This window comes from Streptomyces sp. NPDC059456, from assembly GCF_042750055.1.
Classification (GTDB): Bacteria; Actinomycetota; Actinomycetes; order Streptomycetales; family Streptomycetaceae; genus Streptomyces.
In genome coordinates this window covers 7984-20232 of record NZ_JBHYVA010000067.1, presented here as the reverse complement: position 1 = coordinate 20232, position 12249 = coordinate 7984, and the positions used below count along the sequence as shown (strand labels likewise).

The following is a 12249-nucleotide window of genomic DNA, read 5'->3' as shown; positions in this document are numbered from 1 at the left end:
TCGTCGGCCTGACCCTGCTGCTCGGCTCGATGCTCGGCGCGGCGGTGCGCACCAGCGCCCGGCCGCACCAGGCCCCGGGCCGCCCGACCGGCGACTACCGCACGCGCGGCGGGGGGGGCGGGGGCCCCCGCCGCCGGCCAGCCCGTCGTGCGGGCCGCCGACGAGGCCGCGCTGTACCGAGTCGCCCGCCGTCGCGCCCGTGACACCGAGCAGCGCAAGATGCGTGTCGATGTCCGCTACAGCGCCGACGAGCACACCGAGATCCTCGCCGAGGCCCGCCGTCTGAACCTGGCGGGCGCACACTACGTCGGCGCCGTCGTCATGGCCCACCTGAACGGCGACCTCGCCCTGCCCGGCCAGCGGACCTCCCACGACGACCTGATCGACGAGCTCGCCGCCCTGCGGTCTCAGGTCGCCGCCATCGGCAACAACGTCAACCAGATCGCCTTCAAACTGAACTCCGGCGGCCATCCACACCCTGGGGACACAGCCCTCCTCGCGGAAGCCCGACGCGTCCTGGTCCTGGCCCGTGACGCCGCCACATCGATCGATGTGGCGTCGGACAAGGCCGCCACATCGAAGCGAGCCGCCTAGTGATCGCGAAGATCGGCAAGGCCGGCGCCAACACCCGCGGGGTCCTGAGGTACCTGTACGACACCGTCCGGGCCAAGGATCACACCGACCCCCACCTCGTGGCCTCCTTCGACGGCTTCGCCCCCGACCCCGGACGCGACCCCGACGCCACGCTCGCCCACCTCGCCACCGTCCTCGACCTGCGGGTCAAGCAGGCGGGCGACCGGGCACCCGACAAGCACGTGTGGCACTGCTCGGTGAGGGCCGCACCCGAGGACCGGATCCTGTCGGACGAGGAGTGGGCGGTGATCGCCCGCCGGATCCTGAACGCCACCGGCATCGCCCCCGCCGGCGACCCGGACGCCTGCCGCTGGGTCGCGGTCCGCCACGCGGAGGATCACATCCACATCGTCGCCACCAAGGTCCGAGGCGACCTCCGCGAGCCCCGGAGCTGGAACGACTATCCGCGTGCCGACAAGGAATGCGCCGCGATAGAGAAGGAGTACGGCCTGCGCCAGGTCGTGCGCGGCGACCGCACCGGCGCCAAACGCCCCACCCGCGCCGAGAAGGAGAAGGCCCTGCGCGCCAGGCATGCCGCCACGCCCAGGGAGAGGCTGCGGGCCACCGTCCGCACGACGGTGGCGGCCGCCACGGGCACCGAGGACTTTTTCACCATCCTGCGCAGCGCGAGCGTGCTGGTGGACATCCAGTACTTCCCCTCCGGCGACATCCGCGGCTACAAAGTCGCCCTCGCCGACGACACGAACGCCAAGGGCGAGCCGGTGTGGTTCTCCGGCTCCACCCTCGCCCCCGACCTGTCCTACCCCAAGATCAGCGAGCGTCTCGCACCCAGCGAATCCGCCTCCGTGGGTCGGCACTCCGGCCTCCGGAGTACGGCCTGGCAGCAGGTCACCGACGCCGCCGACCGGATCCCGGACGTTCTCGAGCAGGCTGACGACGCCGTGGGCCAGGCGCACATCACCGTGCTCGCCGAAACGCTCGACGCCCTCCCCCTCATCGCCCCCGCCAGCTACAGGTCCCAGCTGGCCCAGGCAGCAGCGGCATTCGAGCGGGCCAGCCGCTCCCGTATCCGCGCCCGCCACCAGCAGGCCCAAGCCACACGACGCGCGATCAAGGCGATCGTTCGTGAACCCGCGCCGAAGGACGGAGCCCTCCTCGCGATGCTCCTCGACTCCCTGCTCCTGGCCGTCGTCGCAGCCCAGCACTGGCACCACACCCGCCACCACGACCAGCAAGCCGAAGCCGCCCGCCAAGCAGCCGAACACCTCCATGCCGCTTACCAGGCCGCCGCAGCCCAGCCCCTGACCGTGATCCACCAGCACGGCCTCCGCCTGACCCTCACCGTGCAGCAGGAACAGGCCGCCCTCGTCCGCCAAGCCCTACCCGACCTGGCCGAACAGGTCCTCGCCGAGCCTGGCTGGCCTGCCTTGGCCGCCACCCTCACCGACGCCCAGAAGTCCGGCCACGACCCGACCATCCTGCTCGCCGAAGCCACCCGACGACGGGAACTCGACACCGCCACCTCGATCAGCGACGTCCTCGTCTGGCGGCTGCACCGACTCGTCGGCGTGGTAGGTGGAAGGCTCGCTCACCCCGACTCCGCGAGCACCACCCGCCTGGGTTCGAGCGCAGCCGTCCTCGGTCCCTCACGACAGCCACCACCCCGCCGAAGCAGCCGGTAGCCGGAAGGCCGCCACTGTCGCTGGCAGGCGCCCTGTTCCTTCGGGGAACACGGCAGGTGTTCCCCGAAGGAACGGTCGAATTGTTCCCTGAAGGAACACGGCGCGTCACCGGCCACCGCAACTCAGCGTTGGCTCATACGGTGCTAGACCGCGACCTCGGCCCCGAGGGTGCCGGCACCGATGGCGTCTCGCAGAACGTGGGTGATCTCCTCGGGCTTGAGGTCGATGCCGTCGAGCCCCTCCACCGTCAGCGGGACTTCTTCCAGTGCGTATTCGCCGCGGCCTTCGGCGCTGAACTCGGGACCGGTCCGGTCCTCGAAGGACCATGTCGCGATGCGGGCGAGGTAGAAGAGCTGACGCTCCTCGTCGGACTCCATCGTGTGGAGGAGCCGGACGATGTCGGCCTTCCCTGCGATCTCCTCGTGGATCTCCCGGTGGAGTGCGGCCTTCAGGGACTCGTCGCTCGCTTCGACACCGCCACCGGGCAGCACCCAATACACGGGGATGCCGGGCTTGGTGCGGCGGATGACCAGCATCGTGTCGTCAGCGGTGATCAGGACGGCGCGGACTCGTTCGATCATTTCGCTCTGTCTCCTTGCTCGTTGACGGTCTCGGTGCGGCAGCCAACCGCCATTGGCTGGACGGCTACCAGTGATGAACGACGTTCGGCCATGCAAGGGACGCCACGCGTCAGGTGCGGTGGAGCTGGCCCCAGCGACAGCCCAAAGGCATCGAACACGCCGACCACGGAAGCTGTTGTGCAAATTCTTCGACATCAACTAAAGTCAGGACCGCACTGGAATGCTTCGATGCGTAGTCCGACCCTAGGAGTCGTCCGCATGAGTGTGCCTCAGTCGCCATGGGCGACAGATGTGTTCGGCGATCAGGCCGCAGCTGTACGCCTCGCCGTCGGACAGGGCCTTCGTAACATGCAGGCCAACGCACAGGCCGCACAGGAACAAGCAGCATCTCGCACCACCCGCACCTACGGCACCACCCGATATGAGAACCAGTACGAGCGGCTGCAGGACGAACTCAAGGACTTGCCCGGCGCCCGCGCGGTCCAGCCGTTCGGGTTCTCATACGAGCTGATGCTCATCGGCAACGGGCTGCTCTACCCGTTCCGGTACTCCAAGACCAAGTCGGACGTGCGCAGCGCGCGCATCCCCAGCGAGTCGCGGCTGGTACGGGAGCTCTTCACCTTCGCGCCGGCGCCGAAGCACACCCAGGACCCGTTCGACCTCGACTTCGGGACGGCCGTCCCGACCGCTGAACCGCGCGGCGCTCTGGCGACCGTCCCACAGGGCACCCAGTTGATCCTGGTGCCCTTCGCCTGCAACGCCTCCGAGCTGCTCGAGGCGCACTGGGGCATCGCAGCCCTCGGAATGAACCGGCAGCTGGAATGGACGACAGATCCCGAGCCGCTCCACCTGCCTCAGTCGGTCACCTCGTACACGCCGCGGCCGATCAGCATTCCGCACCAGATCACGGCACACACCAGCTTCGCCGACGGAACCGAACCCACCCTTACGCTGTCCTCTCGTACCGCCTCTGACCGGGCCCTGCACGTACCCGCTCAGACCGAGGCAGAACCCGTCGAGGACCAGACCAACGAAGACGATGCGACTCACTAAGCAAGACCTGATTCCCGGCACGGAAGAACGAGGCGCCACGCCGCGTGCCATCTCCGACGGCTTCGATCCCACCCGGCTGACACAAGCCCGTCGGCTGGCGGAGATGACGAAGAAGGACGTGGCGGCACAGCTCGGAGTGACGCCTGCCGCGGTGGGTCAGTACGAGACGGGGGTCTCGAAGCCACGGCCTGACTTGATCCCCCGTCTCGCGGAGATCCTCGGGGTTCCGGTGACATTCTTCCTGCTGGGAAGGCCGGCCAACCGGCTCGACGCCTCCATGGCGCACTTCCGAAGCCTGCGCAGCACGCCGAAGTCCCAGCGAGAGCGTGCTCTCGCCTTCGCCGAGCAGGTCTGGGAGCTCACCTACGCGCTGGAACAGCGGATCCAGTTGCCGCTTGTCGACCTGCCCGGCTTCGCCGGCGGGGAGGTCCACCCCGGCGAGGAGCTGTCCGCCGATCCCGCGTCCGCCGCCCGTGAGCTGCGCAGGCGCTGGGGTCTCGGCGACGGCCCTGTCACACACCTGGTGAGGCGGATGGAGTCCCACGGGATCGTGGTGGTGATGCCGCCTGCCAGTGATCCTTCCGCTGCGAGCGTGGACGCGTTCTCCACCCGGGCCGCGCGACCGCTCGTCGTTCTGACCGCCAACCGGGCGGACGACATCTACCGGCATCGGTTCACCGCCGCCCATGAACTGGGCCACCTCGTGCTTCACGGCGATGCCACCGGTGACAGCCGTCAAGAGAAGGAGGCCGACGCCTTCGCGGCCGAGTTCCTGACCCCCCAGTCCAGCATCCTGCCCTTGCTGCCCAGGCGGATGGATATCGCACGGCTGGCAGAGCTGAGAGGAGTCTGGGGGGTCTCCCTCCAGTCGCTCGTCTACCGATGCCGTGAGTTGGGACTGATTTCCGACGCCACCGCCAGCAGGACGTACCAACGCCTGCGCGCGCTCGACGGCCAGCCCGGCTTCACGCCGGAATCGGTCTCGAACTTCCCCGGTGAGCAGCCCTCGCTGCTCGGTCAGGCCTTCGACCTGGCGGCTAAGGAAACGAATCTCTCCGTTTCCGAGCTGGCGCATGAACTGGCGTGGAACAACAAGCGAGTTCGAGACCTTCTGGGTGTCCAGGAGCAAAGGCCGGTGCTCCGCCTCGTCCAGTAATGCCGATGCCTTCGAGTACCTGCACGGTCCACGCCGACCGTGCGGCAACTCAAGGACGCTCGGCCTCCGCACGGATCGCTGGGGCCAGGAGTTCGACCGCCTCCAGCCAGGGGAAGCGGTCGGCGCCTCCACCGGACTTGGGAAGGTGCGGCTGGTAGCTGCTGACCAGGACGCCCATCTCGCGGAGCTCGGCCAGGCTTCTCTGGTACGCCCGGTGGGCAGCGAGGGCGCTGTTCACGTACGGAAGGACCACGGTCGGGACTCCCATGCCGGTGGCTTCGCACAGGATCCCGAGGGCGAGGTTGTCCGCAAAGCCGGCCGCCCACTTGTTGACCGTGTTGAAGGTGGCCGGTGCGACGGCGATGGCGTCGGCCGGCGGGAACGGCCGCGCCTCGCCGGGTGAGCGCCACGCCGAGCGGATCGGGTACCCGGTCTGCTCCTCTACAGCCGCGACGTCCAGGAAGCCGAGCCCCTGCGGTGTGGCGACCAGGCCCACGTCCCAACCCCGCTTCTGTGCAGCGGTGATCAGTCTGCCGACATCGCCGGCGACCTCGGCCGCGCACACGACGACGTACAGGAAGGGCTTGCGCTGCGGTTCGGTCACGCGGGTACTCCCAGTCGGCGGCTGAAGTGGTGGAGCTCTGGCAGCGTACGACGGCGGTCCCGGGCGGCCATGTCGGCGACCAGCTCGCGGACGGCGGGACGGCGTACGTCCTGGGCGGCGCAGGTCTCGGCGATCCGCAGGGCCTGAAGCCGACGCGATCGTCGTCCCCACCGGTGCCATGGCCGACCGCCTCCTCAAGCTCACTCCCAAGACGGACAGGCGCAAGATCGAGAAGATCCCCTGGGGCGTCCCCGACCACCTCCTCACCAGCCCACCACCCCGGCCCGCCCGGCGCCCCGCCAGCCATCTGCGAGTGCTCTTCGCCGGGCGCCTGAGCTCCGAGAAGGGGCTCGAACCCCTCCTGCAAGCCATCTCGGCCACCCCCTCGGTCGAGCTGAGCATCGCCGCCCCGCGCGCCCAGTTCCACGACCTCACACCGGTGATCCGCCAGCATGGCGTCCACGTCCGTTACCTCGGCTGGTTCCGCCGGCAACAGCTCTGGAAGGTCTTCGCCGACCACGACGTCCTTGCCGTGCCCTCCACCACCCTGGAGGCCATGGGGCTCGTCGCGCTCGAAGCCCAGGCCTGCGGACTCCCTGTCCTCTACCAACCGGTCCCCGGACTCAGCGAAGCCCTCTCCGGCAGCGGCCTGGCCACCGACGTCACCAACGCGACCACCGCAGCCCACGATCTCCACCGCCTGCGCACGACCCCCGGCCTGCTGGAGATGCTCCGGGCATCCGGCCGCGCCAACGCCGCCCGCTTCCCTCTCAGCACCACCGTCGCAGCCATCTCCGAGCTCGGCCGACGGCTCGCCTGACCTCGCCTGTGGCGCAGCGGGCACTGCCCTAACCGCGTCACTAACCTGGCCAGTGGACCACCCGCGACCCACGACGATCGGGAGACCATGACCCACACCAGCGACCGGATCGAAGCCCTCCTGCAGACCGGAGTGCGCGACGAGGTCTACCCCGGCGCGGTGTGGGCCGTCGGGGACGCCGACGGCATCCAGGCCAGCGGTGCCGTCGGCCTCCTCGACCCCACCCAGCCGGACGAGCCGATGCGGCTGGACACCGTCTTCGACGTGGCCAGCCTCACCAAGATCCTTGCCGTCTGGTCAACGATCGACACCCTCGTGGAAGAGGGGAAACTCCAGCTCCACGCTCCCCTGGGCGCCTTCTGGGAAGAGGTCGCAGGTCATCCCCTGGCCGAGGCCACGACCCATCACCTGCTCACCCATACCGCCGGGCTGCCCCTGCGTGCCAACCTCAAGAACCTCTACGGCACCGACCCCCAGGACATCCGCGACGGAGTTCTCCACGAAGCACTTCACCGCCGACCGGGCGAAGCCGTCGAGTACACGGACCGAGCCGCCCTCGTCCTCGGTTACCTCGCCGAATATCTCTCCGGCCAGCCCCTGGAGCGGCTCGCCACCGACCGCGTCTGGCAGCCGCTGGGCATGACCAGCACCCGTTTCGGGCCCCTCCCCAACCCCGAGGCCGACCGCTATGCCCCCACCGAGTACGACGAGACCACCGGCACGCACCTCAAGGGCACCGCCCACGATTTCTCCGCCCGCCTCCTCGGTGGCGTCTGCGGCATCGCCGGCACCTTCTCCGTCCTCGACGACCTTGCCCTCTTCCTCCGCCACATGCTCGCCCCCACACAGGCCGCCTTCGGACCCACCTGGATCAAGGACTCCCTCCGCATCCACACCGGCGACCTCACCCCGGCCCGTGGCCTCTTCTGGCACCCCGCCCCCGGCACCGACCCCGCCGACGACATCTGGGTCCACTACGGCTTCACCGGCACAGGGATGTGGATCAGCCCCACGCAAAACCGCTTGGCCGTCCTTCTGACCAACAAGCTCCGCCTCAACCGCGACCGCGAGCCTCTCACGGCTGTCCGCAACGCCTTCCGGGCAACCGTCTTCGACACAAACGATCCGCAGTAGAGGTAGGCGGGTCGAAGGCGGCCAGCTCGATCCCTCGCCTGGCGGAGCGACCGCAGGAATCACTTCCTCGTTGATGGGTCAACACCCGTACGAGAGGTCTGCGTCGATGGGACGAGCGAAGTCCAACAAGCCGCGCCGCCCCCGACTCCCGAGGCAGGAGCGAATCATGGCTGTTCCCACCGCCGGATTGTCTTACGACAAGCCCACCGGGTACGTCATGCCGATGATCCGTGCCGGAATGATCGAGACGCCCCGCGAAGGGCGGCCCCGCAACGAGGCTCCCGAGATTGCCGTCCTGAGCGACTGCTTCAAGCACTTCGAGCACGAAGGTCTCCAGCGCCTGGTCATGGATCTGGCTTGCACGGCGGCCGAGGCCACGATCATGTTCTCCGAGCACAGCCCGCTCAGCCCGCTCGAACTGCTCCAGCAGTTCTCCGCCCAGCACGCCGTCGACATGGCCACGGACCGGACCCTGAAGGATGGAGCCGTCGTCTGGGGATACATCCCCTCCATGGTGCGCCCCATCCTCGAGCCCGAGGCCCGACCCGGAATGGCCGAGGTTCTGTTCGAAATCGACAGGAAGTACGGCTTCCACACGTCGATGGACTTCCTCGTCGCCCTCGCCTACTACTCGGGTGCGGTGGCCCGGCGGCTGTCCGAAGCAACCAGCCGCAGCGCTGAAGAGATCCTGCAGGAACTGGAGAAGCGCGCCGAACCAATCTGGGCAGGACTCGACGCGTTCGACACGCGCGACTACATGACCACATGACGCACCCGAACCGACGCGGGCAGGGTCTCCTGTCCAAGCTGGCAGGCACTCCCGGAGCCGCGACCACCCGGCCTCACGTCACTCTCTGTCGATCTTGCCGCGCGTGTCAGGGGTGGGGTCTACGCTCGTGACATGGACCAGAACAAGGTCATCAAGAAGGTCGTCGGCATCCTGACAGAGGCATACGACGATTTCCGCCAACCAGAGTCGGCCGATGCACCCGATACAGAGGATCCTGGGCTGATCGGCCAGTTTCTGACGGAAGCGATGCCCAGGATTGAACTCTCGCCCGACGACTCCCTGGAGGAGATCGCCGAGCAGATAGGCCGCGAGATGGGCAAAGCCGTCACACAGTTGGCCGCCGCCTTCGCCGCGGCTTACATCCAACTTGCCTTGGTCCACGACGAAGGTGATCCGGCGGTTCCTTCGGCCGAGGTTCTGCGGGACATGGCGATCCGGGCCGAGGGTGTAGAAGGCGACGCCTGACCCCGTGCCGCCCCATCGCGGGGACCACTCCACGCCGTCCGTCTGATCGCTTGCGGCAGCAATCCTCAATGTCAGCGCTCCGCTGGCGGCGACGAGTCGCGGGCGACCCGGGCTACTCACGCCGACCGGGACCACCACCGCGAAGGGCGTGCCCCAACCGTGCCCTTAAGGACGGTAAACAGCGGTCAGAGCCGGATCCCGGAGGGCCTTCAAGAGGGGACTATCAGAGCCTGTTTATGCAGGTCAGCAACGGTGCAGACGCGTTCCGCGCAGTAGATTCCCAAGCTTATAGCGCGGGTTCGATTCCCGTCATCCGCTCCATTGCAAAGCCCCAGGTCAGCGGCCTGGGGCTTTTGCGTTGCCTAGACTTTTCTACCCTGCCTCGGCCTCCGGAGCTCCGTTCAGAAGGCGCTCAGGGCGTCGCGGGTGTTGGTGCGGTAGAGGCCGACCTTCGGGTCGGCGACGCTGCCCGGCTTGGCCAGCTTGAGGCTGACGCCGTCCGCGTTCGGCATGTGCTCCTTGTCGGCCAGGACGTTGACCTCGTCGGCCACGGTGCCGTTGCCACCCGACGGGTTGAGGTCCACGGCCGCGTACGCGGTGGCGCCGGGGTGCACCGGGTACGCCGGGGCGCCGCCCAGTCCACCGGGGGCAGTGGCCTGGAGGCCGAGCGCGGCGCCCTTGGCGCTGAAGCCGACGGTGGGGAAGTAGTCCAGACCGCAGGAGGTGGAACCGTTGTTGGTCACGGCGATGACCCGGACGGTGGCCGGAGCGCCCGTCGGGGAAGTGACCTTGACGGTCAGGTTCCGCGCCGAGCAGGGGTGGGTGTAGGCGTAGGAGTCGCCGGTGGTGCCCCCCGTGTTCTTGCCGCTCGAACCGGCCTTCACCGGGGTGGCGGTGGCCGTTCCGGTTCCGGTGGCCTTGCCGGCGGACGGGGCGGCGGAGGCGCCCTCCCCGGACGGCGTCACGGTCCCGGTCGAGACCTGCTTGTCCGCGCTCTTGGCCGCGGCGGGGTTCGCGGTCGGCCCGCCGGCGCTGTCCGAGCCGCCGCAGGCGGTCAGGGCCAGAGCGAGGCCGGCGGTGGCGGCGGCCAGGGCGGTGGTGCGGAGTCGGTAGGTGCGCATGGGGAACTCTCCGTGTCGGTGCGGTCGTCGGAGGGAGGCTTCCGCTTCCCGTCTGACGAGACGTTGTGTGGGGCTGCTGTTCCGGTCGGCTGATGCCGCAGGCGGCCGAGGGCGGTCGGTGGGGCGGGTGGGGGCCCTCCCGTTGCGACCGCCGAATCCGATGGCGGACCGACCGGCTGATGACGCAACTGTGGGGCCGGTTTCGTCCCAGTGGTGTCTGGACCGGGATAGTTGGAACCCTGGAACGCTCCCGACCCCTCTCACCTGGGCGATCGGGCGACCCTGGAACGTGCTTCCGGGATGAGGGGGAGGGTGGAATGGCCACGGAGACGGAGCGGTTCGCGGAGCTGATGCGCGGATTCAAAGAGCGCTCGGGGCGCAGCTACGGCACGCTCGCGAAGCGGCTGCACTCCAGCAACTCGACGCTGCACCGCTATTGCAGCGGCGCGGCGGTGCCCGCGGACTACGCCCCGGTGGAGCGGTTCGCCCGAGTCTGCGGCGCCTCGGCCGACGAGCTGCTCGCGCTGCACCAGCAGTGGCTGCTGGCACTGGTGGAGCGGCGGCGGGGGGCGGCGGACGGGCAGGCCTCGGGGTCGGGGGCCGCGAACTCCGCCGCGCCGCGGGACGGTAACGCCGCGACGGAGGTGCCGCCTGCGTCGGCGGTGGTGGTGCCCGGGGAGGCTTCGGAGGCCCGGCCGCAGGCGGAGACCGACCCCGAACCTGCCCCGGCGTCCGCGGCCGGGTCCGCCCCGGCGCCCGGACCTGCCGCTGCGGAGGCACCCGCCCCCACAGCGGCAATGGACGCACCCGAACCGGCGGAGCCACCCACCCCCACGCCTACCCCCGCTCCCGCGCTGGCACCGTCGGAGGCCCCCGCCCCTGCACCGGCACAGGAGGCACCGGCACCGGCACACGCCCCTGCCATCCTTGTCCAGCCGGGCCCCGCCCGGGCCTCCGTACCGGGGGCCCGGCGTCCTCGGCTGCTGCTCGCCGTCGCAGCCGCCGTGGCCACCGCCGCGGTGGCGGGGACCGCCGCCGCCGTCTCCGCCATGGGAGACACGGGTCACGGGGACACGCGCCACGGCGCTGTCCAGCCGTCCTCGCGCGAGCGGGCGGCGGCGGGCCCGGCCTTGCCGTCCGGCGGGTCGTCACCCACGCCCACAGCCGATTCCGCTCCCCCGTCCAGCCCCGGACCGTCGTCCCCCTCGGCAACGTCCGCGTCCACCTCACCGGGCACCGCCAAGGAGGGGGCCTCCCCCACCGCCCCGTTCACGGTCAACGTCCTGCCCGACAACTGGGACAGCCCCTGCGGCCAGTGGTTCGCCCTGGACAAGGCACCCGGCACGGTCCCCCCGCCCCCCGCCGGGCAGGCGACCGAAGGGTGGGCCCGGGCCCTGAACGCCGTCCCGGCGGGGCACCTGCGCATGCAGCTGACCGTCCAGGGCACCGAGGGCAAGGCCACGGTCCTGCACGCGCTGTACGTCCATGTCGTGAGCGGCCGCAAGGCTCCCGGCTGGAACGCGTACACCATGGGCGCCGGTTGCGGTGGCGCACTGGTGCCGGCGTCCTTCGCCGTGGACCTGGACAGCGCCTCCCCGAGGGCCAGGCCCGTACCCGGCAAGGAGGGCGAGCGGCCGACCACCTCGACCGACTTCCCGTACAAGGTCTCCGCCACCGACCCCCAGGTGCTGAACATCGACGCCGCCACACTCGGTCAGGACGTCAGCTGGTACATGGAACTGGCCTGGAGCAGTGGCGACCGCAAGGGCAGCACCCGCATCGACGACCACGGCCGCCCGTTCCGCACGGTCGCCCTGAACACCGGCCACAGCTACTGGTACAACGAGAACAACAACGCCTGGCTGCCGTACACGGGATGAAAGACCCATCGCACCTGCCCGCTTGCGAGTTCAGCCCCCTGGGCTGGTGGCCTACCGACAACGGCAGCACGCAGACGCTCCGGACGACTGCCACCGCACGGGGGACCAACGCGAAGGGCGTGCCCCAACCGTGCCCTCAAGGACGGTCAAGACCGGTCACAACCGGTTCGAGACAAGGTCCCGAACGTCACCCCGCAGAGCCTATCCATGCAGGTCAGAACCCATGTGAGCGCGCCAAGGGCAGTAGATTCCCAAGCTTATAGCGCGGGTTCGATTCCCGTCATCCGCTCAGATACGAATGGGCCCGGCGCCAAACACGGGCGTCGGCGGTGTGCCACACCCACAGCCGAACACACACACCCCAACACC

Annotated in this window: 11 protein-coding genes and 2 pseudogenes; 9 read left to right on the top strand and 4 right to left on the bottom strand. The window is 69.5% G+C overall.

Annotation, left to right across the window (positions count from 1 at the left end):
- The first annotated feature begins 147 nt into the window (after positions 1-147).
- Both mobC and ACFXA3_RS09200 read left to right on the top strand, forming a co-directional pair.
- Positions 148-594 carry a plasmid mobilization relaxosome protein MobC gene (mobC, locus tag ACFXA3_RS09205; RefSeq protein ID WP_385184101.1) on the top strand — a complete coding sequence of 149 codons (447 nt, stop codon included), beginning with the start codon at positions 148-150 and terminating at the stop codon, positions 592-594.
- Positions 594-2276, top strand: coding sequence for a relaxase/mobilization nuclease domain-containing protein (locus ACFXA3_RS09200; protein ID WP_385184098.1), 1683 nt, complete (start codon positions 594-596; stop codon positions 2274-2276). The genes mobC and ACFXA3_RS09200 overlap by 1 nt, the downstream gene beginning before the upstream one ends.
- 143 nt (positions 2277-2419) lie before the next feature.
- On the opposite strand, the gene ACFXA3_RS09195 is transcribed toward ACFXA3_RS09200, so the two are convergent.
- A complete protein-coding gene (locus tag ACFXA3_RS09195) occupies positions 2420-2857 on the bottom strand; it encodes an NUDIX domain-containing protein (protein ID WP_385184095.1) in 438 nt (145 codons plus the stop codon).
- Positions 2858-3205: 348 nt separating this feature from the next.
- Here ACFXA3_RS09195 and ACFXA3_RS09190 point away from each other — a divergent pair, with 348 nt between their 5' ends.
- Positions 3206-3910, top strand: a complete 705-nt coding sequence (locus ACFXA3_RS09190; RefSeq protein WP_385130219.1) for a hypothetical protein — start codon at positions 3206-3208, stop codon at positions 3908-3910.
- Positions 3897-5066, top strand: a complete 1170-nt coding sequence (locus ACFXA3_RS09185) for a helix-turn-helix domain-containing protein (RefSeq protein WP_385184093.1) — start codon at positions 3897-3899, stop codon at positions 5064-5066. Before ACFXA3_RS09190 ends, ACFXA3_RS09185 begins: the two co-directional genes overlap by 14 nt.
- A 49-nt stretch (positions 5067-5115) precedes the next feature.
- On the opposite strand, the gene ACFXA3_RS09180 is transcribed toward ACFXA3_RS09185, so the two are convergent.
- Together ACFXA3_RS09180 and ACFXA3_RS09175 are read right to left on the bottom strand one after the other, a co-directional pair.
- Positions 5116-5670: a flavoprotein gene (locus ACFXA3_RS09180; RefSeq protein WP_385184091.1), complete on the bottom strand. Its 555-nt coding sequence runs from the start codon at positions 5668-5670 to the stop codon at positions 5116-5118.
- Positions 5667-5819 (bottom strand): annotated as a pseudogene (locus ACFXA3_RS09175) (transcriptional regulator); the annotation flags it as partial. The pseudogene ACFXA3_RS09175 and the gene ACFXA3_RS09180, both read right to left, overlap by 4 nt.
- Here ACFXA3_RS09175 and ACFXA3_RS09170 point away from each other — a divergent pair.
- The 4 genes and pseudogenes from ACFXA3_RS09170 to ACFXA3_RS09155 all read left to right on the top strand — a co-directional run.
- A pseudogene (locus ACFXA3_RS09170) lies at positions 5807-6490 on the top strand (glycosyltransferase family 4 protein); the annotation flags it as partial. The pseudogenes ACFXA3_RS09175 and ACFXA3_RS09170 overlap by 13 nt on opposite strands.
- An 87-nt stretch (positions 6491-6577) precedes the next feature.
- Positions 6578-7624, top strand: a complete 1047-nt coding sequence (locus ACFXA3_RS09165) for a serine hydrolase domain-containing protein (RefSeq protein WP_385184089.1) — start codon at positions 6578-6580, stop codon at positions 7622-7624.
- A 166-nt stretch (positions 7625-7790) separates the two neighbouring features.
- Positions 7791-8393, top strand: a complete 603-nt coding sequence (locus ACFXA3_RS09160) for a hypothetical protein (RefSeq protein ID WP_385184086.1) — start codon at positions 7791-7793, stop codon at positions 8391-8393.
- Positions 8394-8525: 132 nt separating this feature from the next.
- Positions 8526-8879 carry a hypothetical protein gene (locus ACFXA3_RS09155; protein ID WP_385184084.1) on the top strand — a complete coding sequence of 118 codons (354 nt, stop codon included), beginning with the start codon at positions 8526-8528 and terminating at the stop codon, positions 8877-8879.
- A 401-nt stretch (positions 8880-9280) separates the two neighbouring features.
- Here the strand turns inward: ACFXA3_RS09155 and ACFXA3_RS09150 are convergent, their stop codons facing one another.
- A complete protein-coding gene (locus tag ACFXA3_RS09150; protein WP_385184082.1) occupies positions 9281-10000 on the bottom strand; it encodes a DUF4232 domain-containing protein in 720 nt (239 codons plus the stop codon).
- 317 nt (positions 10001-10317) lie between these two features.
- On the opposite strand from ACFXA3_RS09150, the gene ACFXA3_RS09145 reads away from it, so the two are divergent.
- A complete protein-coding gene (locus tag ACFXA3_RS09145) occupies positions 10318-11880 on the top strand; it encodes a helix-turn-helix domain-containing protein (RefSeq protein ID WP_385184081.1) in 1563 nt (520 codons plus the stop codon).
- Positions 11881-12249: the final 369 nt, after the last annotated feature.

Bases quoted from the DNA above. Each gene is read 5' to 3' on its own strand.
- ACFXA3_RS09150 (WP_385184082.1), bottom strand. From the start codon at position 10,000: ATGCGCACCTACCGACTCCGCACCACCGCCCTGGCCGCCGCCACCGCC.
- ACFXA3_RS09165 (WP_385184089.1), top strand. From the start codon at position 6,578: ATGACCCACACCAGCGACCGGATCGAAGCCCTCCTGCAGACCGGAGTG.
- ACFXA3_RS09160 (WP_385184086.1), top strand. From the start codon at position 7,791: ATGGCTGTTCCCACCGCCGGATTGTCTTACGACAAGCCCACCGGGTAC.
- ACFXA3_RS09190 (WP_385130219.1), top strand. From the start codon at position 3,206: ATGCAGGCCAACGCACAGGCCGCACAGGAACAAGCAGCATCTCGCACC.
- ACFXA3_RS09145 (WP_385184081.1), top strand. From the start codon at position 10,318: ATGGCCACGGAGACGGAGCGGTTCGCGGAGCTGATGCGCGGATTCAAA.
- ACFXA3_RS09155 (WP_385184084.1), top strand. From the start codon at position 8,526: ATGGACCAGAACAAGGTCATCAAGAAGGTCGTCGGCATCCTGACAGAG.
- ACFXA3_RS09185 (WP_385184093.1), top strand. From the start codon at position 3,897: ATGCGACTCACTAAGCAAGACCTGATTCCCGGCACGGAAGAACGAGGC.
- ACFXA3_RS09195 (WP_385184095.1), bottom strand. From the start codon at position 2,857: ATGATCGAACGAGTCCGCGCCGTCCTGATCACCGCTGACGACACGATG.